The organism is Ectopseudomonas oleovorans (assembly GCF_003052605.1).
Lineage (GTDB): Bacteria > Pseudomonadota > Gammaproteobacteria > Pseudomonadales > Pseudomonadaceae > Aquipseudomonas > Aquipseudomonas oleovorans_A.
On the sequence record NZ_QASO01000098.1, the window covers coordinates 26752 to 45785 of the forward strand.

General features: G+C 64.6%; 19 protein-coding genes, 1 tRNA gene and 2 pseudogenes. 11 read left to right on the forward strand and 11 right to left on the reverse strand.

Going from position 1 to position 19034, the window contains the following annotated elements; all coding sequences use genetic code 11:
- Nucleotides 1-30: 30 nt before the first annotated feature.
- Entirely contained in the window at nucleotides 31-300 is a 270-nt protein-coding gene (locus DBO86_RS16070; RefSeq protein WP_084342021.1) for an NUDIX domain-containing protein, read from the forward strand.
- Nucleotides 301-441: 141 nt separating this feature from the next.
- On the forward strand, nucleotides 442-771 hold the full coding sequence (locus DBO86_RS16075; RefSeq protein WP_104728046.1) for a DUF2025 family protein: 330 nt from the start codon (nucleotides 442-444) through the stop codon (nucleotides 769-771).
- Nucleotides 772-914: 143 nt separating this feature from the next.
- Here DBO86_RS16075 and DBO86_RS16080 read toward each other — a convergent pair whose 3' ends face one another.
- The 3 genes from DBO86_RS16080 to DBO86_RS16090 are packed head-to-tail and all read right to left on the reverse strand — an operon-like array spanning nucleotide 915 to nucleotide 4128.
- Nucleotides 915-1823, reverse strand: a complete 909-nt coding sequence (locus tag DBO86_RS16080; protein WP_108234196.1) for an FHA domain-containing protein — start codon at nucleotides 1821-1823, stop codon at nucleotides 915-917.
- A 15-nt stretch (nucleotides 1824-1838) separates the two neighbouring features.
- Entirely contained in the window at nucleotides 1839-3323 is a 1485-nt protein-coding gene (locus tag DBO86_RS16085) for a serine/threonine-protein kinase (protein WP_108234197.1), read from the reverse strand.
- Nucleotides 3324-3339: 16 nt separating this feature from the next.
- Entirely contained in the window at nucleotides 3340-4128 is a 789-nt protein-coding gene (locus DBO86_RS16090; protein WP_108234198.1) for a PP2C family protein-serine/threonine phosphatase, read from the reverse strand.
- Nucleotides 4129-4270: 142 nt separating this feature from the next.
- On the opposite strand from DBO86_RS16090, the gene DBO86_RS16095 reads away from it, so the two are divergent.
- Nucleotides 4271-4681: a GNAT family N-acetyltransferase gene (locus DBO86_RS16095; RefSeq protein WP_108234199.1), complete on the forward strand. Its 411-nt coding sequence runs from the start codon at nucleotides 4271-4273 to the stop codon at nucleotides 4679-4681.
- A gap of 108 nt (nucleotides 4682-4789) precedes the next feature.
- Entirely contained in the window at nucleotides 4790-5836 is a 1047-nt protein-coding gene (locus DBO86_RS16100; protein WP_108234200.1) for a GGDEF domain-containing protein, read from the forward strand.
- A gap of 4 nt (nucleotides 5837-5840) precedes the next feature.
- Here the strand turns inward: DBO86_RS16100 and DBO86_RS16105 are convergent, their stop codons facing one another.
- The 3 genes from DBO86_RS16105 to DBO86_RS16115 all read right to left on the reverse strand — a co-directional run bounded on the left by DBO86_RS16105 (nucleotide 5841) and on the right by DBO86_RS16115 (nucleotide 7282).
- Nucleotides 5841-6167 (reverse strand): hypothetical protein, encoded by a 327-nt coding sequence (locus tag DBO86_RS16105; protein WP_108234201.1) that lies wholly within the window; start codon nucleotides 6165-6167, stop codon nucleotides 5841-5843.
- Nucleotides 6168-6308: 141 nt separating this feature from the next.
- Nucleotides 6309-6384 (reverse strand) — tRNA-Thr (locus DBO86_RS16110).
- A 55-nt stretch (nucleotides 6385-6439) separates the two neighbouring features.
- Nucleotides 6440-7282: a CvfB family protein gene (locus DBO86_RS16115; RefSeq protein ID WP_108234202.1), complete on the reverse strand. Its 843-nt coding sequence runs from the start codon at nucleotides 7280-7282 to the stop codon at nucleotides 6440-6442.
- Nucleotides 7283-7522: 240 nt separating this feature from the next.
- Here DBO86_RS16115 and DBO86_RS16120 point away from each other — a divergent pair, with 240 nt between their 5' ends.
- Nucleotides 7523-7714, forward strand: coding sequence for a hypothetical protein (locus DBO86_RS16120; protein WP_003462311.1), 192 nt, complete (start codon nucleotides 7523-7525; stop codon nucleotides 7712-7714).
- Nucleotides 7715-7753: 39 nt separating this feature from the next.
- On the opposite strand, the gene DBO86_RS16125 is transcribed toward DBO86_RS16120, so the two are convergent.
- Both DBO86_RS16125 and DBO86_RS16130 read right to left on the reverse strand, forming a co-directional pair.
- Nucleotides 7754-8899 carry a PQQ-dependent sugar dehydrogenase gene (locus tag DBO86_RS16125; protein WP_108234203.1) on the reverse strand — a complete coding sequence of 382 codons (1146 nt, stop codon included), beginning with the start codon at nucleotides 8897-8899 and terminating at the stop codon, nucleotides 7754-7756.
- 83 nt (nucleotides 8900-8982) lie between these two features.
- Nucleotides 8983-9684: a substrate-binding periplasmic protein gene (locus tag DBO86_RS16130; RefSeq protein ID WP_108234204.1), complete on the reverse strand. Its 702-nt coding sequence runs from the start codon at nucleotides 9682-9684 to the stop codon at nucleotides 8983-8985.
- A 171-nt stretch (nucleotides 9685-9855) separates the two neighbouring features.
- On the opposite strand from DBO86_RS16130, the gene DBO86_RS16135 reads away from it, so the two are divergent.
- Together DBO86_RS16135 and DBO86_RS16140 are read left to right on the forward strand one after the other, a co-directional pair.
- Nucleotides 9856-10833 carry a zinc-dependent alcohol dehydrogenase family protein gene (locus DBO86_RS16135; protein WP_074856308.1) on the forward strand — a complete coding sequence of 326 codons (978 nt, stop codon included), beginning with the start codon at nucleotides 9856-9858 and terminating at the stop codon, nucleotides 10831-10833.
- A 382-nt stretch (nucleotides 10834-11215) separates the two neighbouring features.
- Nucleotides 11216-13256, forward strand: a pseudogene (locus DBO86_RS16140) (hypothetical protein); the annotation flags it as partial.
- An 82-nt stretch (nucleotides 13257-13338) separates the two neighbouring features.
- On the opposite strand, the gene DBO86_RS16145 reads toward DBO86_RS16140, so the two are convergent.
- Both DBO86_RS16145 and DBO86_RS16150 read right to left on the reverse strand, forming a co-directional pair.
- The gene (locus DBO86_RS16145) at nucleotides 13339-14124 is read right to left on the reverse strand and encodes a hydroxypyruvate isomerase family protein (RefSeq protein ID WP_108234205.1); all 786 of its coding nucleotides are present in this window, start codon (nucleotides 14122-14124) and stop codon (nucleotides 13339-13341) included.
- Nucleotides 14121-15011, reverse strand: coding sequence for an NAD(P)-dependent oxidoreductase (locus tag DBO86_RS16150; protein ID WP_074856305.1), 891 nt, complete (start codon nucleotides 15009-15011; stop codon nucleotides 14121-14123). The genes DBO86_RS16145 and DBO86_RS16150 overlap by 4 nt, the downstream gene beginning before the upstream one ends.
- Before the next feature lie 129 nt (nucleotides 15012-15140).
- On the opposite strand from DBO86_RS16150, the gene DBO86_RS16155 reads away from it, so the two are divergent.
- From DBO86_RS16155 to phnE, 4 genes are read left to right on the forward strand one after another with little or no spacing between them, the layout of a single operon-like run.
- The gene (locus tag DBO86_RS16155; protein WP_108234206.1) at nucleotides 15141-15992 is read left to right on the forward strand and encodes a putative selenate ABC transporter substrate-binding protein; all 852 of its coding nucleotides are present in this window, start codon (nucleotides 15141-15143) and stop codon (nucleotides 15990-15992) included.
- Nucleotides 15989-16789, forward strand: coding sequence for a phosphonate ABC transporter ATP-binding protein (locus DBO86_RS16160; RefSeq protein ID WP_108234207.1), 801 nt, complete (start codon nucleotides 15989-15991; stop codon nucleotides 16787-16789). Before DBO86_RS16155 ends, DBO86_RS16160 begins: the two co-directional genes overlap by 4 nt.
- Nucleotides 16783-17610, forward strand: coding sequence for a PhnE/PtxC family ABC transporter permease (locus DBO86_RS16165; protein WP_108234208.1), 828 nt, complete (start codon nucleotides 16783-16785; stop codon nucleotides 17608-17610). Before DBO86_RS16160 ends, DBO86_RS16165 begins: the two co-directional genes overlap by 7 nt.
- The gene (gene phnE, locus DBO86_RS16170) at nucleotides 17607-18368 is read left to right on the forward strand and encodes a phosphonate ABC transporter, permease protein PhnE (RefSeq protein ID WP_108234209.1); all 762 of its coding nucleotides are present in this window, start codon (nucleotides 17607-17609) and stop codon (nucleotides 18366-18368) included. Before DBO86_RS16165 ends, phnE begins: the two co-directional genes overlap by 4 nt.
- Here phnE and DBO86_RS16175 read toward each other — a convergent pair.
- A pseudogene (locus DBO86_RS16175) lies at nucleotides 18359-18954 on the reverse strand (LysR family transcriptional regulator); the annotation flags it as partial. The gene phnE and the pseudogene DBO86_RS16175 overlap by 10 nt on opposite strands.
- Nucleotides 18955-19034 lie beyond the last annotated feature (80 nt).

Below are 19034 nucleotides of genomic sequence, written 5' to 3' on the forward strand. Positions count from 1 at the left end.
GGAGACGCCATCCGCTCAGTGCCTGCCCCCATGAAAACTACCCTGCATATCGCCGCAGCCTGCCTGTTCGACGAACAAGGCCGCCTGCTGCTCGTGCGCAAGCGCAACACCCGATTCTTCATGCTGCCTGGCGGTAAACGTGAAGCGGACGAAGACGCACTGTCGGCGCTCGAACGTGAGCTGCTCGAAGAGCTGGAAGAACTGCGCTGGCTCGACACCGCCCAGCCCCTGCCCGATGACCTGGCGCCACTGCTGCGCGATCAGGTGCTGCCGGCCCTGAAACGGCTGCCGTCTGTGTAAGAGCGTCGCTCACGGCATCAAAACCGCTGACGGCAGTTTCTTGATCCACGACAACGCGGGTGACAACACCAGCGATTAGGCTGCGCCGATAAACAAAACCATTCGCCTTGCCTGCAAACCCCACAGGAAACGAGGTTTGCCATGAGTATCACGTCCGCCCAAATCTGCGAGGCCGCCGACCAGCTGCAGGGTTTCGTCGGCTTCAACGCCAAGACCGAGCAGTACCTGCTGCGATTCTCCGAAGACAGCTTCGGTCTCGACGTACCGGCCGACACCATCACGCCTACCTGCGAATACGTCTGGCACGCTGACGAGGGCGAACTGATGCGCCTGGATCGCCAGCGCCTGGCCTGGCTACAGGAACAACGCATCGATGACCGAGTGAATCTTAGCGAGCCGCTGCGCGTCTATCTGCGCCGCAGCGATTTGCCGGAGATCCGTGCGGAGCGGCGACGCCTGACGCCGGCCTGAGATTCAGCGTGTTTCGAGGCATTCGGTGCGCACCAACCCACCGGGACCACAACGGCGGGGTACCCCCGCCCTACGACACGAGCGCTACCCCGTAGGGCGGGTGCAACCCGCCATGCCGGTTCTATCGGGTGACGCGCCCCGCCTCAGCCCAATAGCCGCATGGCGACAGCACCGAGGCCTACGCCGATCAGCAGCAGTACGATCCCACCCAGCCACAGCTTGCCCGCACTGGCCGCAGGTGGCGCGGCAAGGGGGGCCGGCTTGGCCTGAGCCGCACGCAGCGGATTGGCCGCCGCCGGCGCTGCCTTGGCGCTGGCACGCGCTGCTACCTGCGGCGCCGGGGCGATCTGCGTGGCGCCACCGCCAGCCGCCTTGGCAGCCAAAGCCGGCGGCAGGTCCGCCACACGCATGAACTGGGTGGCATCCTCGTCGGGCGCATCGCTCACGCTCACCTGCGGCCCGATCACCAGCAGCGTCACCGTGCCCATCTTCAACTGATCGCCCGGTTGCAGCACGGCGGTCCTGACCTTCTGCTGGTTGACCAATACACCGTTGGCCGAGGCAAGATCCTTGACCTCCAGCACGTCGTCCTTGAGAAAGAACTCGCAATGCCGGCGCGACAGTTCCAGATCGCTGAAGCACAACTCGCACTTGCTCGAACGGCCGAAGGTCATCGAGCCGTGGATATGAAACTTGCGCCCCTGGTGCTCACCCTGGATCACCTGCAGAAACCAGCGTGGCGCGGCAGCCTCGCGTCTGGCCGCACTTTTCGCCGGGTCGACCAGCTGTAGTTCGACGGCGCCCAGGCGCAGGCGATCACCGTCGCGCAGCTGAAAGCGTGTACCGACGCGCTGGTCGTTGACCCAGGTGGCGCCCTGACCGGCATCGCTCAGGTAGTAGTAGCCGTGATCCTGGCGGATCTCGGCGTGGAAGCTGGCGATTCCGGCATCGCCAAGCACCAGCTGGTTACGGCTGTCCTGACCGATGGTCAGGCGTTCATCAGTCAGCCAGATGGGTGCTTGGCGGTTATCCAGGAACTGCAGTCTGAGCATCGTGGTCGCCTCGGGTCAGTCGAATAGATTGTTCAGCAAGCGCTTGATCGGGTTCTGCTGGACCGGCGGCGCGCTGCGCGGCCGACTCGCCGCCTGGCTGCTGCGCACGCGCTGCAGGTGACCGTCGTAGAGCGCCAGCAGGCGTTCGTTGTCTGGCTCGGCCTCGAGACCCTGCTTGATATGCTCAAGCGCCAGGTTGTATTCGCGCCGTGCATAGGCCGCCTCGCTCTGTTCGATGAAACGCTGCGCCACCCGGTTGATGCCAGCCCGGGCCAGCAGGTTGTCCGGTTCCCAGCCAAGCACCTGGCGGAAGTAATGCACCGCGCTGTCGTCCTCCGGCAGGATCAGCAAACCCTCACCGAGGCGTTGCTCGGCCAGGTCGAGATACTGCTGGATACGGGCCTGCAGCACGCGCTGCAGACCGTCGTTGGCCTGCTGGTTGTCCTCGTCCAGAGCCAGCGTCTGGCGAAAATAGTAGTCGGCGTTGTCTTGCGCCGGGGTCAGCAGGTGCCCCTCGCTCAAACGCGTTTCAGCCAGCGCGAGCAACCCGGCGATGCGCTGCTGCAGCTGCCAGTAGTAGCCACCTGCGCTACTCACGGCTAGCAACAGCAGGCCAAGCACGGCCCAGGGCAGCCAGCGCCGCCGGGAGGGACGAGGCGGCAGGCTGACAGCCGGGCTCAGACGGGTCTGGCCCTGATCGGCGTCCTGCAGCTCATCGAGGCTGGCCAGCAGCACGTGGCAGTCGGCGAAGCGATCTTCCGGGTCCTTGGCCAGCATGCGGTCGAGTAGCCACTGCAGCTCGCCCAGCGACTCCGGAAGCGGCGGCGCCTGTAGCTGCAATTGGTTCATCAGGGTCTGGGTGTAGTTACTGCCGCGAAAGGGGTTATGCCCGCTGAGCATCTCCAGCAGGATCACGCCCAGGCTGTAGATGTCGCTGCGTGCGTCCAGCGCCTGACACTGCGCCTGCTCGGGGCTGCTGTAGGCCGGGCTGCCGACGGCGATGCCGGACTGGGTCATCTCGCTGTCGAGCTGCAGCTCCTTGGCCACGCCAAAGTCGCTGAGCACCGCGGTGCCATCGTCGCGAAAGAGGATGTTGCCCGGTTTGATGTCGCGGTGCACCAGGCCCTTGTCGTGCACCAGCGCCAGGGCGCTGGCGATCTGCCGGACGATGCGCAGCGCACGCGCCGGCTCCAGAGTCTGGCCCTTGTACTGAGCCAGATCGCCGCCTGCCAGGTACTCCATGGCGAGGAAATGGCGGCCATCGTCGAGTTGGTCGATGCGGTAGATGGTGATGATCGAAGGATGCTGCAGGGAGGCGACTGTATGGCCTTCCTTGATGAACCGCTGGGTGAAGGCTGCGTCCTCGCGGTGCAGCAGCACCTTGAGCGCCACCTGGCGCTGCAGCGCCTGTTCGGTAGCCAGATAGACCTCGGCCATGCCGCCTTTGCCGAGGCGGTGGTGAATGCTGTAACCGGGTACGCTGATGGTGGGCTGACTCATGCGGCTCGACTGGCGCTCAGGGTTGAAGGGATTTGAACAGCTTGCGCAGCAGGCCGAGGGGCGACGCTTCACGGGGTTCGGCAGCCGGGCCAAGGCCCAGGACGATACAGCTGATATTGTCTCTGCCGCCATGGCTATTGGCCAGCCCCACCAGTTGCTCGACCATCATTTCGAGCGTGGCCGCCTCAGCGCAACAGCGCTGGATGGCAGCGTCGTCCAGCTCGTTGGTCAGCCCGTCGCTGCACAGCAGCAGCAGTTCGTCCGGCGCCAGTCGGACCCGCAGCAGACCGACTTCAGGCGCCTGCCCGACCTGCCCCAGGCACTGCAGAATCACGTTGCGGCGCGGGTGCTCACGCGCCTCCTCGGCGCTCATCCGGCCAACGTCGACCATGGCCTGGACCCAGCTGTGGTCGTGACTGAGCTGCTCGATATGTTCGCTGCCGATGCGATAGGCGCGGCTGTCGCCGACCCAGGCCAGCTCGAACACATCCCCGTCCAGGCGCACGGCAACCAGGGTGCTACCCATGCCAGCCTCGCCCGCAGCGGGCTGCGCCGCCGCTACGATTGCCAGATGGGCGGCCTGCACCGCAGCAGGCAGTTCCTCGCCCTGTTGCAGGGCGCCCACCAGTTCCTCCAGCGCCAGGGCACTGGCCACCTCGCCACGCGCGTGCCCGCCCATGCCATCGGCCAGCGCCCACAGCCCCAGATCGGGACGGCAGGCCAGGGCATCCTCGTTATGCGTGCGTACCTGGCCGGCAACGCTCTGCGCAGCGAAGACCACGGATACAGGGGAAGGCTGAGACACGCGGCGAATCCTTGAGCAAAATGCGATTGCCCATGATGCGGCGCCACGAACGGGCTGTCACCGCCCGCAAGGCCGTAAATGCGCAACCGTTAACCAAAATGCGATGCTTAAATAAGTCGCCAGATCCTTCCCGCCTGAACCCATGATCACCACGCGCTTTCGCCACCTGCCCCTCCAGTTGCGACCGCTGGTCGACAAGTTCTACCGCGACCACCGCTCGCCGATGCGCAGCCAGGCGGGGGATGAACTGTGGGTGGCGCAAAGCGCCAGCGAGATCGTCGCCGCCCTGAGCCTTCGCCCTGTAGCGGGCGGGCAGTGGCTGACCGGCCTGTTCGTCGCCCCCACGCTGCGGCGCCAAGGCCTGGCGGCAGCGCTGCTCAGCCACAGCCTGGCGCTGCATCCCGAGCCCGTCTGGCTGTTCTGTCATCCCGAGCTGCGCAGCTTCTATCAGCGCCTGGGCTTCGAGGACTGTCAAAGCCTGCCGACCGAGCTGGCCGTGCGACTGATCCGCTATCAGCGCAACAAATCGCTTGTCTCGCTGCGCATCCACTGAGCAGCCTGTCGGTCTGGGCGAAAATACTGGCACTTTGCTCAGGAATGCCCCTTGCCATTAGCGGTCAAAGCTCTGCATGCTTGTTCCATAACAACGAAAAGAAACGCTATGGCTACCCAGACCGCTCGCTTGCTGAAGCGCCTGCGCAACGATTTCCAGCTATCGATCATCACCCTGATGGGGCTGTTCGGGGTCATCGGTATCTCGCCTTATGCCGTCTACCGCCTGCTACACGGCAACTACCTGGTCGGTATCGCCGACACCGTCATCGTCTTTTCCACCCTGTTCGCCGTGCTCTATGCCTGGGTCACCCGCGACACGGTCAAGCCCGGTATCTACCTGGCGGCCGTGTTCTCTGTCGGTGCCACGCTGATCGCCATCAACCTGGGGGTCAACGGCCTGTTCTGGATCTATCCGCTGATCCTCTTCAACTTCTTCATGGTCACCCCTGGCAAAGCCCTGCTGGCCACTGCACTGGTGCTGGTCAGCCTGGTCAGCCACGCCCTGCTGGTACCCGGCAGCGTGTTCGAAAGCCACTACCAGATGGTGTCGTTCCTGGTCACCTGCATGATGGCCAGCGTGCTCAGCTTCATCTTCGCCTTCCGCACCCGCACCCAGCGCGACCAGCTGCAATCGCTGGCCATTCATGACCCATTGACTGGCGCACGCAACCGCCGGGCGATGAACGAAGAACTGAAGATCGCCATGGCCAGCCATCGCCGTCACAGTGACAGCTACGGCTTGCTGGTGATGGACTTGGATCACTTCAAGCAGATCAACGACCGCTTCGGTCATCACGTCGGCGACCAGGTGCTGGTGGCCTTCGTCGAGCTGATCAAGCGCTGCTCACGCAAGGAAGATCGCTTATTCCGCTTTGGCGGCGAGGAGTTTCTCCTGCTGCTGCCCAACACCGACCAGACGGGCCTGCAGGCCGCGGCGCAGAATCTGCTCAGTTGGGTGGCGCAGGAGCTCAAAAGCCCAGGCGGCGCGGTGACCGTCTCCATCGGCGGCGCCATTCTGCATAGTGGCGAGCACTGGGAGAGCTGGCTGCAGCGCGCCGATGAGTGCCTGTATCGCGCCAAGAGCGAGGGGCGCAATCGTGCGGTTATCGCCGACGCCCCGAGCGGCCCAAACAAGACTGCCGCTAGCCACTGAGGCGTCAGCGGCTACGCTGCTGCTGGTAACTGCCACTGCCGGGCTGACGCTCGATGATCAGCCCGCCCGGATATTCGGTGCTCTGGCGGATGCCCCCACGGCTTTCGCTGGAATAGCTGCCATAGCTGCTTTCCTGACGCACGCTGCCCTGCGGCAGACGCTGCCCACCGTAGAGATTGTGCTGCTGATAACTGGACGAGCCCGAGACGCTGCCACTGGCGCCGGGGCTGACGTAGCTCTTGGGAATGACGCGAATGGTCTGCGGCTGATCGGCGAACGCAGCGCTGACGAACGCCGTCGCCAGGATCAATACGAGGGAACGAATGAACATGAGCAACTCCCATCTGAGTCAGGGCCAGACGTCACGCGCCTGAGCCGAAAATCATCATCACACCGGCTTTGACAGCAACGCGAGGGAATTTTCAGCGCTGATACGACAAAGGGTCAGCCGAAGCTGACCCTTTGCTGGAAATGGTGCCGGAGACAGGAATCGAACCTGCGACCTTCGCGTTACGAGTGCGCTGCTCTACCGACTGAGCTACACCGGCGGGAAAACGTCGGCATTATGCGAGTTGCCACGCTCGCGCTCAAGTCGCTGGAGCATCAGCTGTCGAGCAGCTCGATGCGGTCGTCGTGGATGCGGATCAGGCCCTGCTTGTAGAGGCCACCGATGGCCTTCTTGAAGTTGCCCTTGCTGACCCGGAAATGCTCGGAGATCAGTTCCGGCGGGCTCTTGTCACCCAGCGCCAGCACGCCACCCTGCGCACACAGTCGTTCGATGATCTGCTCGGCCAGGCCACTGGCGGCTTCGTGACCGATGGGCTGCAGGCTCAGGCTGATCTTGCCATCGGCACGCAGTTCCTTGATGTAGCCCTTCTCGCGCATGCCGCTGCGGATGAACTTGAACAGCTCGTTCTTGTGGATCAGGCCCCAGTGCTTGCCGTCGATGATGGCCTTGAAACCGAGATCGGTACGCTCGACCACCAGCAGGTCGACTTCCTGGCCGACCTGGTAGTTGGCCGGCACCTTGTCCAGGTGGCGATCAAGACGCGCGGTGGCGGTTAGGCGACGGGTGCGTTTGTCCAGGTAGAGGTAGATCACACAGTAGTCGCCGATCTGCAGTGGGCGCTTCTCTTCGGAATGCGGCAGCAGCAGGTCCTTGGGCAGGCCCCAGTCGAAGAACAGGCCGACGCGGTTGATGTCCACCACCTTGAGGCTGGCGAACTCACCGAGCTGGATCTTCGGTTTCAACGTGGTGGCGATCAGCTTGTCTTCGCTGTCGAGGTAGAGAAACACGTTGAGCCAGTCATCGACTTCGCTCGGCGTGTCCTTGGGGATATAGCGCTTGGGCAGGAGGATTTCGCCATCCGCACCGCCGTCCAGATACAGACCGAAGTCGGTGTGCTTGACCACCTGCAAAGAATTCATCCGCCCAATCAAGGCCATCGCGTTTCACCTCACCAAAACAGCCGGCCATTCTACCCGAGTTAATCCGCGACCGGGCCGGCGTCGTAGCGAATCGACGGCCGGTCGAATGGTGGTGTAAGTGACTGGGAAACAAGCCATAAGTTGCCGCGAAAAGCTGGCCAGGCGCAGCCTTATGCTATTCACCAGAGCGATTAACCAAGCAGAAAGGAGCTGGTTGAGGCATAATGGCCGGCCGCCCTTCTGAAAGAGATCAAGGTCATGGCCACCCTGCGCGTGAAGTCCTCCTCCAGCAAAGTCAGCAAACCCGCCCCAGCCGTGGAAACCCGCGAGTCCATCGAGGCGCAGATTGCAGCCTTCCTGCAGGGCGGCGGCGAGATCCAGCAGATCGCCAAGGGCGTCAGCGGCCAGACTTACGGCGGCACTCGCCAGATCACCATCAGCAAGAAGTGATCGCTTCGGGTGCGCATTGCGCACCCAGCCCCTCCCTCATTATTCGCTCGCCAGCCCCAGGCGCAGCAACTGCCCTTTCGGCGCATCCGTCAGCACGTAGATATAGCCGTCCGGCCCCTGCCGTACGTCGCGTACCCGTGCGTTGAGCGATTGCAGCAGACGTTCCTCATGCACGATCTTGTCGCCATCGAGCTGCAGGCGGATCAGTGCCTGGCCGGCAAGTGCGCCGATGAACAGGTTGTGCTGCCAGGCCGGGAAACGCTCGGCATCGTAGAAGGCCATGCCGCTGATGGCCGGTGATTTTTCCCAGACGTGATGCGGTGACTCGGTACCTTCCACGGTTTTGCCCTTGGCCTCGGGAATTGCCAGCATCGAATAGTTGACCCCGTGCGTCGCCAGCGGCCAGCCGTAGTTCTTGCCCGCTTCGGGAACGTTGATTTCGTCGCCGCCACGCGGGCCATGCTCATGGGTCCACAAGCGGCCACTCCAGGGATTGAGTGCCGCACCCTGCTGGTTGCGATGGCCGTAGGACCAGATTTCCTCACGCGCGCCGTCGCGGCTGACGAAGGGGTTGTCCTCGGGGATGCGCCCGTCCGGTAAGATGCGCACCAGCTTGCCCTGCAGCTTGTCGAGGTCCTGCGCGGCGGGGCGATTGTTGTTGTCGCCCAGGGCGATGAACAGATGGCCATCGCGGTCGAACACTAGGCGCGAGCCAAAGTGCGCGCCACTGGACAGCTTGGGTTGCTGGCGGAAGATCACCTCGAAGCCTTCCAGGGCGGAGGCATCAGCCGACAGCTTGCCGCGCCCGACGGTCGTACCTGCCGCGCCGTCGCCCTCCTCGGCATAGGACAGATAGACCAGGCGATCCTTGGCGAAGTCCGGCGACAACACCACGTCGAGCAAGCCACCCTGGCCAACGGCGAACACCTTGGGTACGCCGCGCAGCGGCTGCGACACCTCGCCCTCGGCGCTTACCCGGCGCAATGCGCCAGGCCGCTCGCTGACCAGATAGCCCTGGCCATCCGGCAGAAAGGCCACGGCCCAGGGATTGGCCAGGCCTTCGGCGACGGTGTGAACGTTCAAAGGGCCCAGCTCGGTGGCCAGTTGCCGGTCTTCGGCGAAGCTGTACTGATAACCGAACAGTGCGAGCAGACCGAGGGCTGCCAGGGGTTTCAGGCGCGGCATCGCGGCGTCTCCATGCGTCAGACAAGCGGCCATAGTGCAACAGCCCCCGAGCCGTGGCAGCCCCGCAAAAGTTTCCTCAGGTTTCAGTCCGTCAGGTAACGCTGCTCGATACGCTGGTATTCGCCGGACTCACGCAGCAGGCGTAGCCCCTCGTCGAAGCGCCGACGTTGTTCATCCCGGCGAAAGCCGACGCGGTATGACGTCGGCGGAAATATCTCGAACCAGGCCAGTGGCTGGGTGACGTCGACCTGGTCGTTCACCTCACGATCCAGGTAGCGGATGATGCGCTTGTCGCCCACCACCACATCGGTGCGACCGCTGTAGAGCAGGCGGTTGCGATTGATCTGCAGCGCCTCCTCGCGGTAGCGCGGGTTGTTCATGGCCATGCGCTCGAACTCAGGGCCCATGAGCAGTCGTGCACGCTGGAAGGCACTGACCGCGTACTGGCCGAGGTCGGAAATCTGCTCGATGTGATAACCGCGTTTGGCCAATGCCACTGCCACGTTCTGATAATGGATGTAGACGTCCGAATAGAAGGCCTGCACGCCACTGCGCTCATGAGTGGTGGTGATGGCGTCGATCTCACCACGGCGCAGCATCAGGTGCAGACGCTCCATGGGCGCGTAATAGGCGGTCAACTCAAAACCGGCATTGCGCGCAGCACGCTCCACCAGCTCATATTCCAGGCCGCGCGGCTCACCTTCGTAGACATAAGGCGGCTTGTGCGTACCAAAGCCGACATGCAGCACCTCGGCCGCAACCGTTGCGCTCAGGCACGCCAGCATCAATCCCAGCCACCATCTGACCATCGTCTACCTCGTTATCGGACCCGCCAGAGCATAGACGCCTGACCACCGTCATAAGCAGAGTGGATGCCGGCTGATTCATTCCGCTTTGCCCTATCGAGGCTAGACTGGCTGCACGCATTTTGCGCCTGCCTTCAGGAGACCAAGACCATGCTCAAAGCCGAATACCAACAGCGCGGCCCGGTACCGCAAGACGTGATCAGCGCAGTGCCACTGCAACTGCCGGAGCCCGCTGCCGGGCAGGTGCGGGTCAAGGTATTGGCTGCACCGATCAACCCGTCCGACATACTGACCCTGACCGGCGCCTACGGCATGCTGCCGCCACTGCCGGCCGTGGGCGGTAACGAAGGCGTCGGCAAGGTCGAGGCACTTGGTGAAGGCGTCAGCAACTTCAAGGTCGGCCAGACCGTGTTGCTGCCGGTCGGCTGCGGTACCTGGGTCACGGCCCTGAACGCCCCGGCAGAGAAACTCATCCCGCTGCCGGATGCCGACCCGCTGCAACTGGCCATGCTTACCGTCAACCCGCCAACCGCCTCGCTGCTGCTCAGCGAGTTCGTCGACCTCAAGCCAGGCGACTGGGTGATCCAGAACGCCGCCAACTCGGGTGTCGGCAGCTACCTGATTCAGTTGGCCAAGCTGCGCGGTTTCAAGACCATCAACGTGGTACGCCGTGATTCGGCCATTGCCGCTGTCGAGGCCGAGGGCGGTGACCTGGTGCTGGTGGACGGCCCGGATCTGGCCAAGCGTGTGCGCGCAGCGACTGGCGGCGCCGAAGTTCACCTGGGTATCGATGCGGTCGGCGGCGTCAGCACCGACAACCTGGCCGCAGTGCTGGCCAACGGCGGCGTATTGGTGAACTACGGCATGATGAGTGGACAGGCCTGCCAGGTATCGCCGGCCTCGTTCGTGTTCCGTGACGTGACCCTGCGCGGTTTCTGGCTGGCCAAGTGGTTCCAGCAGGCCAGCCCGGCGCAACAGATGAAGGTATTCGGCGAGCTGGTGCAACTGATCGCCAGCGGCAAACTGAAGACTCGCGTCGCGGCGACCTATGACCTGGCACACATCAAGGACGCTGTCGCGGCGGCGGCCAGCGGCGAGCGCGACGGCAAGATTCTGCTGGTGCCCTGAGACTGACAGTGCACCCTGCCTCCAAAGTGCACCCGGCGCCCCCCGTTCCCATGGGGCGCCCTCTCTCCTACCGCCCCCCGCAGCGCACTGCCTGCGGCGAGTACGCCCTGTGCAGGGCAGGCCACTGCCATTCGCCTGCTTTATCCGCAGCGTGAAACTGCTCAGCCAAAGCAGCTCATATCTGTAGGGAATAAGGCAAAGTACTTTTTCCACGCTAGAATCTATGGGTTTGGTCATTTTATGGCCAATGGCCAATACCCCGCTGACTCGCCGGACTGTCACTGATGGAAACGCCGCAGCCCCCGCAAAGGTAGCCACCCTGGCCGATATCGCCGACAACCTGCTGGCGCCGCCCGCGCTGCCGGGGCACAGCGTTAGCGGCGAGCAGTATCTGTATTTCACCGAACGCGATATCAAGCGCATCCTCGATAACCTCGATGGCCTGCGCAACATGGTGTTCCCGCTGGGCGAGCCGCTGGACGAAGGCGAGTGAAGCCGCATTCAGCAGTTTCCCTCTGTGTACCTGATCGGCCTCGGCCGCTGCGGCTCGAACATCGCACTGGACGTCCCCTCCCTGGTCTACAACGCGCGCCAGTTCTATCTGGAAGAGTTTCACAGCGAAGCCACTGCCACCATCGAGCAGGCCTCACGCCCCAGTCGCTGGATTCGCAGCAATCTATTGCGCGCGCCGCCCGGTATTCCTGATCGAGCCGCTGGTGATGCTCGGCGACCTGGACAAGGACATCGCCGGGCGCATCCGCTTCTCGCGCAAAGGCGAAATGAGCGGTTTTCTCGACGATTACAGCAAGATGAAGATCATGGACCTGTCCGAGGTGCATGCCGGCGGTGCCGGCAACACGCCGATCCTCGTGGCCAAGATCATCCTCAACAAGGACACCCAGCGCTTCTCCAACGAAGACTGGAAGTTCATCCACAGCTACCTGATCGACTCCTGCGGGATCAAGGCCAACCAGTCGCGCCTGTACTTCTATATCTTCAGCGCTGGCGGCGGCACCGGCTCGGGCATGGCCTCGGAGTTCGGCCTGGCGCAGCAGTTCGCCTACATGAGCAAGACCTTCGACAGCAAGACGCCGGACGATGGCGAGGCCGAACGCGAACGTGGTTTCGTCTTCGAACCGATCTTCACCAGCGGCATCTGCATCCTGCCGAACATTTCCGACCAGCGCAGCGAGATGTCCGAAGCCCTGCATATCAATGCCGGCCGCCTGCTGTGCAAGTACCTGGCCGAGGCATGGGACTTCTCCTACAACTTCGACAACGAGCAGAACAGCGCTGAAAACGTGATGCGCCGCATCCGCCCGTGGAACGCGATGATGCTGATCTCCAACGACATCATGCGTTAAGCCAAGGAAAGCGGTGACGGCAGCATCCACAACATAGACGTGACCGCCATGGAGCGCCACGCCAACCAGTACATCTCGCAGCAGATCTTCAACATCCTCACCGCCCAGGCGGTGACCAGCGACTACGACCAGAACTACTTGCGCCGCGCCGGCATCGACATCGGCGAAACCATCCGCCTCGACGCCAACGACCTGTTCATGAGCCTGGCCGGCCCGGTGGCCGTGGCTTACGCCGAATCCGTGGTGCCCGAACAGCACACACAACTATCGGAAAAATTCCGTGTACTGGACAAGGAACAAAGCCCGCCACGGCTGAACATCAACGACCTGTTCTTCCGCTCCATCGACCTGCCGCACTTCAACAAGGTCACCCAGGCCATCGAAGGCATCAGCCTGCTGCCGATCGAGTCCAAGCGCTATCGCCAGGCGCTGGAGCAGTACAAATCCAGTGGCTACGACGCTACGGAGCTGAGCGAACTGCATTTCTTCAAGAACTGCTCCTCGGTGCTGTCCATCGTCTCGCTGTCCAAGGACTACAAGCTGTCCTACATGGATCTGAACCGCCTCAAGACCCACCTCAACAACCTGTTCCCCAACACCACGCTCAAGCGCTACGCGCTGGTGATTGGCGCTTCGGCCAACCTCTCGCTGACCACCCTGATCGTCAAGAGCCCGTGCCTATCGGACGACTTCCTGACCCTGATCGTCGCCTACATCAAGTGCTGCTTCGCCCGCGACCAGTACCGCTTCGACGACAGCCTGGACGACGCCATACTCGACTTCATCGTCGCCGAGCGCTTCGATGAGGCCAGGCTCGACGCCATGCTCAACGAGCACCAAGACCCGGCGAAGATCCTCGACACCAACTGGTATGCGATCAAACCGATGTACGAGAAGAAGTAGCGCGAGCTGATCCACGACACGGAGAAATTCGTTTCGATCAATGACATCCGACTGACACGCGAAAGCGTCAAACAGGCGATCAAGTACCTGCGCGAAATCTATCGCCACCACATCGGCAAGACCCGGGTGATCTCGCTCAACGATTACGGCAAGTAGCCGCCCGCCCGCGTGGACGAGAACCCGGCGCAACGCCGGCAGGCAGGGCGGGCATAAGCATGCCCGCCCCTGCACGAATGCATCAGGTGCACTGCTGCCACTGCACCAACCAGCCCAGGCTGGCCTGCGTGCCCTCCTCGCCCGGCTTGTATTCGGCGCCCAGCCAGCCGCTGTAACCGCTGCCACGTAAAGCACCGAGCAGCGCGGGGAACGCCAGCTCGCCGGTACCTGGCGCGCCGCGCCCCGGCACGTCGGCGAACTGCACATGACCGATGCGCCCGGCCAGCAAGCGCATTCCTGCGGCCACGTCCAGCTCCTGACGCGCCATATGGTAGAGGTCGTACTGTGCGGCCAGATTCGGGTGATCCACTGCGCGCAGCAGCGTATCGAGATGCTCCGGCGTATTGATCAAGAAACCCGGCATATCGATCGGGTTAATCGCCTCCACCAACACGCGGATGCCCAACGTCGCGAAGGTCTCGGCGCTCTTGCGCAGGTTGGCGGCCAGGCAATCCAGCGCCTGCTCGCGGCTCACGCCTTCGGCCAGGCGGCCGGGCAGCACATTGATGCAGGCCGGGCGCGCCATGGCGGCGTAGGTCAGCGCCTCCTGCAGCGCCGCGTCGAACGCGTCCTGGCGCGCCGGCACGCTGGCCAGGCCGGGGCCGCCGCTCATCAGATCGCCTGCCGGCAGGTTGATCAGCACCAGCGGCAGCGCGGTCAACTCCAGCACTTCTTTCAGAGCGACGGCCGGCAACTCATAGGGGAACTGAATTTCCACGCCATCGAAACCCGCCGTCATCGCCGCCAGCACGCGCTCGCGCAACGGCAGTTCGGTGAACAGCATGGACAGGTTGGCAGCGATCTTCATGGGCATTGCTCCCGCAGCATTTCCACAAGGGTGGCAGGGTCGCGCTCAAGAAAGCCCTGGCTGCCGTGCAGGCGCATCAACTGCGCGGCCAAGCCGCTCATGGGCGTGGCGCTGCCCTGCTCACGGGATAGTTTGACCGCCGTATCTAGGTCCTTGAGCAGCGTGCGTACATGCCACTTGATCGGTTCGAACTGGCTGGCGGCCATCTGCGGCGCAAGGATCTGCAGCGGCTTGGAGTCGGCGAAACCACCGGCCAGCGCCGGGGCGATCAGGCTGGCGTCGACGCCGGAGCGCTCGGCCAGCGCCACCACTTCGGCGATCACCAGCGCGTTGCAGGCCACGATCATCTGGTTGCACACCTTGGTCACCTGCCCGGCGCCCACCTCGCCCATGCGCGTCAGGCGCTGGCCCAGATGCGCCAGCACCGGGCGCACACGCTCCACATCCTCCTCCCGGCCGCCAGCCATGATCGCCAGCGTGCCGGCCTCGGCACCCGGCGTACCACCGGAAACCGGCGCATCCACCCAGCGCATGCCAGTACGTGCCTCCAGCTCGGCGGCCATCTCACGGGTGGCCGCCGGCTCCAGGCTGGAAAAGTCCACCAGCAACTGCCCCGGCCGCGCACCCTCGACGATCCCGCCCGGGCCGAACACCACCTCACGCACCACCTCGGTATTGGCCAGGCAGAGCATCACCACATTGGCATCGCGACACAGCTCGGCAGGGTTCTCCACGCGATGCGCGCCCTGCGCCAACAGCGGCGCACATTTGTCCGGCGTGCGGTTCCACAGGGTCAGCGGGTAGCCTGCAGCGAGCAGGCGGCGGGTCATCGGCAGGCCCATCAAACCAATCCCGGCGAAGGCCAGGGCGGGAAGCGTTGCGGTCATCGATCAACTCCAGGCAGTTCGTATCCAGCGCGCATCTTAACCCCGCAGTCAGCGCGCGCGTGCTGCAAGCGCGTCGTTCGGCCACTATACTGCGCACGCCTTCCCCGCTATTGAACCGGAGAATCCGTCATGTTCAAGCAAACCCTGGCGCTCGCCGCCGGCATCGCCCTGTCCGTATCTGCAGTATTCGCGCACGCCGCCGACGTCCTCAAGGTCTCGGCCATCCCTGACGAAGCCCCCACCGAACTGCTGCGCAAGTTCAAGCCGCTGGGCGCCTACCTGGAGCAGGAACTGGGTATGAAGGTGGAGTTCGTGCCGGTGGCCGACTACGCCGCGGTGGTCGAAGCCCTGGCTGCCGACCGTATCGACATGGCCTGGCTGGGCGGTTTCACCTTCGCCCAGGCACGCCTGAAAACCGGCAACGCCGTGCCGCTGGTGCAGCGCGAGCAGGACGCCGAGTTCACCAGCAAATTCATCACCTCCGACCCGGCGGTGAAGTCCCTGCAGGATCTGAAAGGCAAGACCTTCGCCTTCGGCTCGGTGTCCTCCACCTCCGGCAGCCTGATGCCGCGCTACTTCATGCTGCAGGACGGCATCAAGTCGGAAGACTTCTTCAGCCGCGTGGCCTATTCCGGCGCCCACGACGCCACCGCCGCCTGGGTGCAGGCCGGCAAGGCCGACGCCGGCGTGCTCAACGCCTCGGTGTGGCAGAAGCTGGTGGACGCCGGCAAGGTCGACACCGACAAGGTCAAGGTCTTCGCCACCACCCCGACCTACTACGACTACAACTGGACCGTGCGCGGCAACCTCGACGCAGACCTGCAGGCGAAGATCAAGGCCGCCTTCCTCGCCCTCGACCCGGCCAAACCCGAGCAAAAGGCTATTCTCGATCTGCAGGCCGCCAGCCGCTTCATCGAAACCAAGCCCGAGAACTACGAAGGCATCGAAGAAGCCGCTCGCGCTGCCGGCCTGTTGAAGTGAGCATCGCCCTGCGTGGCGTGGGCCTGGCCCACGCCAACGGCAAGGTCGCGCTGGAAAATATCGATCTGCAGGTCAGCCCCGGCGAACGGGTGGCCATCATCGGCCCCTCGGGCGCCGGCAAGACCACCCTGCTGCGCCTGCTGGCCACCAGCCTGCAACCCACCCAGGGTGAGATCGACCTGCTGCAGCACAACCCCTGGCGTCTGGCTGCCCGCCAGCGCCAGCGCCTGCGTGCACGTATCGGCCTGATCCACCAAGCACCGCCTTTGCCACCGCGTCAGCGCGTGGTCACCGCCGTGCTCGCCGGCAAGCTGGGCCAGTGGTCAGTGGCCAAGGGTCTGCTCAACCTGTTGCATCCACTGGATGCCGCCGGCGCTCAGGCCGCCCTGGCGCGTCTGGACATTGCCGACAAGCTCTACCAGCGCTGCGATCAGCTTTCCGGTGGCCAGTTGCAGCGCGTCGGCATCGCCCGCGTGCTGTACCAGGCGCCGGAACTGATCCTCGCCGACGAACCGGTCTCGGCCATGGACCCGGTGCTGGCCGGCCACACCCTGGCCGTGCTCAACCGCGAGGCCACCGAGCGCGGCATGACCCTGCTGGCCAGCCTGCACGCCGTCGACCTGGCGCTGGCGCACTTCCCTCGGGTGATCGGCATCCGCGACGGGCACATCGCCTTCGACCTGCCCACCATGCAGGTGCAACCTGCCCAGTTGCAGGCGCTGTATGCCAACGAACAACTGCAGGACACGCCTAGCTCCCCCGCGCCGCCGCAACCGACGCATATCCCGCGATGCTGACCACCGCCCCACGCGACCCCGCCGCCCTGCCACGCCTGCTGATCAGCGTCCTGGCGCTGCTGTTGTTGTGGCCGGGCCTGAGCCTGAGCGAGTTGGACCTGACCGTGCTGGTCGATGGCGACAACACCCGCGCCATGGGCAACTTCCTTGCCGGTTTCTGGCCGCCTGCGCATGACGGCGAGTTCCTCGCTCTGCTCGGCCGAGCCACCCTGGAAACCCTGGCCATCGCCACCGCCGGCATGAGCCTGGCGCTGCTGATCGCCGTCCCCGCCGCGCTGCTGGCCAGCCGCGCGCTGTCGCTGTCAGCCGTGCATCGTGGTGGTCGCCCGACCTGGTGGGCGAACCTGGCGCGCTGGCCGGTGCGCGGCCTGCTGATCTTCCTGCGCAGCGTGCCGGAGATCGTCTGGGCGCTGCTGTTCGTCCGCGCCGTCGGCCTCGGCCCCACTGCCGGGGTACTGGCCATCGCCATCACCTACGCCGGCATGCTCGGCAAGGTGTATGCGGAAATCTTCGAATCGGTCGATGCCCGCCCCACCCGCGCGCTACTGGGTGCCGGCAGCGGCCGCCTGAGCGCCTTCGCCTACGGCGTGCTGCCCAATGCCGCCGGGGAAATGCTCTCCTACACCGTGTACCGCTGGGAGTGCGCCATCCGCGCCTCGGTGGTGATGGGCTTCGTCGGCGCGGGTGGGCTGGGCCAGCAGATCGACCTGTCGCTGCGCATGTTCGCCGGCGGTGAAGTGGCCAGCATGCTGCTCACCTTCCTTCTGCTGGTACTGCTGGCCGACCAGTTCAGCCGCCTGCTGCGCGCGAGGCTGACATGAGAGCCGGCAACCTGATCCTGCTCGCCGCCCTCCTCGCCGCGGTGGTTGCCTCGTTCCTCTACTTGGGCATCGACCTCGGCGCCCTGGTCGCTGGCGACAGCCTGGCGCAGATGGGCAAGTACGCCAGCGGCTTCCTGCAGCCGGACTTCTCCGCCGCACACCTGCAGGCCATCGGCCGGGGCGCGCTGGAAACCCTGGCTATGTCCGCCATCGGCACCCTGCTCGCTGCCCTGCTTGGCCTGGCCCTGGCACTGCCGGCCGCCGGGCGCTTCGGCGGTGTCGCCCTGCACCTCACACGCCTGCTGCTCAACGCCCTGCGCGCCATCCCTGAGCTGGTATGGGCGGCGCTGATGGTGCTGGCCGCCGGCCTCGGCCCCAACGCCGGCACCCTGGCCCTGGCCCTGCACACCGCCGGCGTGCTCGGCCGCCTGTTCGCCGAAGCGCTGGAAAACACCCCGCGCGAACCCGCCGACGCCATCCGCGAAAGCGGCGGCGGGCGCATGCTCGCCTTCTGCTACGGCACCCTGCCCGGCGTCTGGCCGCAACTGGTGGCGTATACGCTCTACCGCTGGGAGAACAACATCCGCATGGCCAGCGTGCTCGGCTTCGTCGGTGCCGGCGGCCTGGGGCAGATGCTCTACGTGTCGCTCAGCCTGTTCCAGGAAGCGCAGGCGGCCACAGTGATCCTGGCCATGCTGGTGCTGGTGCTGGCGGTGGATGGCTTGAGTGGCTGGGCGCGGCAGCGCTGGGTGAGCTGAGCCGGCAGCGCGATATGGATATTTTGCTTATCGCGCAACTCATCCGGGTGGCGCGGGCGCCCGACGCGGTCGAGAAAGGCGGGCGAGGCGCACACCACCGGGCGGATCTGCCCGACCTGCAACGCCGGGTGATCGCCCTCGGGCAGCGAGCCAATGCGCACGGCCACGTCGATGCCCTCCTCCATCATGTTCACCACGCGGTCGACCAGCAGCGCATTGACCTCCACGTCCGGGTGGGTGTCGAGATACTGGGCGATGCGCGGAATCAGGAACAGCTCGCCGAACATCACCGGCGCGGTCACGGTGAGTCGTCCACGCGGGCGCACGCTGCCACCGGCGGCCAGTTCCTCGGCCTCCTCCAGCTCCAGCAGGATGCGCCGGCAGTCCTCGACGTAGCGCTGGCCAGCCTCGGTCAGGCGCAGGCTGCGCGTGCTGCGGGCAGCAGCAGCGTGCCGAGGCGTGCCTCCAGCGCGGCGATGGCGCGAGTGACGCTGGGCGGCGAAATGCCCAGCAGCTTGGCGCCGCCGGCGAAGCTCTCGGCCTCGGTCACCGCCAGTAGCACCCTCATTTCCTGAAACCGAGCCATCGTCACCGCCTGGTTTTCTATGGCTATGTCTGCGTTAAGTGTTGGGCGTTGGTACAAAAGCCCGTAGGGTGGGCCGGGCG

Excerpts from the sequence above, each read along its gene's own strand:
- DBO86_RS16115 (WP_108234202.1), bottom strand. The coding sequence starts at position 7,282 with ATGGCCTTGATTGGGCGGATGAATTCTTTGCAGGTGGTCAAGCACACC.
- DBO86_RS16165 (WP_108234208.1), top strand. The coding sequence starts at position 16,783 with ATGCTGACCACCGCCCCACGCGACCCCGCCGCCCTGCCACGCCTGCTG.
- DBO86_RS16095 (WP_108234199.1), top strand. The coding sequence starts at position 4,271 with ATGATCACCACGCGCTTTCGCCACCTGCCCCTCCAGTTGCGACCGCTG.
- DBO86_RS16100 (WP_108234200.1), top strand. The coding sequence starts at position 4,790 with ATGGCTACCCAGACCGCTCGCTTGCTGAAGCGCCTGCGCAACGATTTC.
- DBO86_RS16135 (WP_074856308.1), top strand. The coding sequence starts at position 9,856 with ATGCTCAAAGCCGAATACCAACAGCGCGGCCCGGTACCGCAAGACGTG.
- phnE (WP_108234209.1), top strand. The coding sequence starts at position 17,607 with ATGAGAGCCGGCAACCTGATCCTGCTCGCCGCCCTCCTCGCCGCGGTG.
- DBO86_RS16105 (WP_108234201.1), bottom strand. The coding sequence starts at position 6,167 with ATGTTCATTCGTTCCCTCGTATTGATCCTGGCGACGGCGTTCGTCAGC.
- DBO86_RS16080 (WP_108234196.1), bottom strand. The coding sequence starts at position 1,823 with ATGCTCAGACTGCAGTTCCTGGATAACCGCCAAGCACCCATCTGGCTG.
- DBO86_RS16120 (WP_003462311.1), top strand. The coding sequence starts at position 7,523 with ATGGCCACCCTGCGCGTGAAGTCCTCCTCCAGCAAAGTCAGCAAACCC.
- DBO86_RS16070 (WP_084342021.1), top strand. The coding sequence starts at position 31 with ATGAAAACTACCCTGCATATCGCCGCAGCCTGCCTGTTCGACGAACAA.
- DBO86_RS16075 (WP_104728046.1), top strand. The coding sequence starts at position 442 with ATGAGTATCACGTCCGCCCAAATCTGCGAGGCCGCCGACCAGCTGCAG.
- DBO86_RS16155 (WP_108234206.1), top strand. The coding sequence starts at position 15,141 with ATGTTCAAGCAAACCCTGGCGCTCGCCGCCGGCATCGCCCTGTCCGTA.
- DBO86_RS16145 (WP_108234205.1), bottom strand. The coding sequence starts at position 14,124 with ATGAAGATCGCTGCCAACCTGTCCATGCTGTTCACCGAACTGCCGTTG.
- DBO86_RS16125 (WP_108234203.1), bottom strand. The coding sequence starts at position 8,899 with ATGCCGCGCCTGAAACCCCTGGCAGCCCTCGGTCTGCTCGCACTGTTC.
- DBO86_RS16150 (WP_074856305.1), bottom strand. The coding sequence starts at position 15,011 with ATGACCGCAACGCTTCCCGCCCTGGCCTTCGCCGGGATTGGTTTGATG.
- DBO86_RS16130 (WP_108234204.1), bottom strand. The coding sequence starts at position 9,684 with ATGCTGGCGTGCCTGAGCGCAACGGTTGCGGCCGAGGTGCTGCATGTC.
- DBO86_RS16085 (WP_108234197.1), bottom strand. The coding sequence starts at position 3,323 with ATGAGTCAGCCCACCATCAGCGTACCCGGTTACAGCATTCACCACCGC.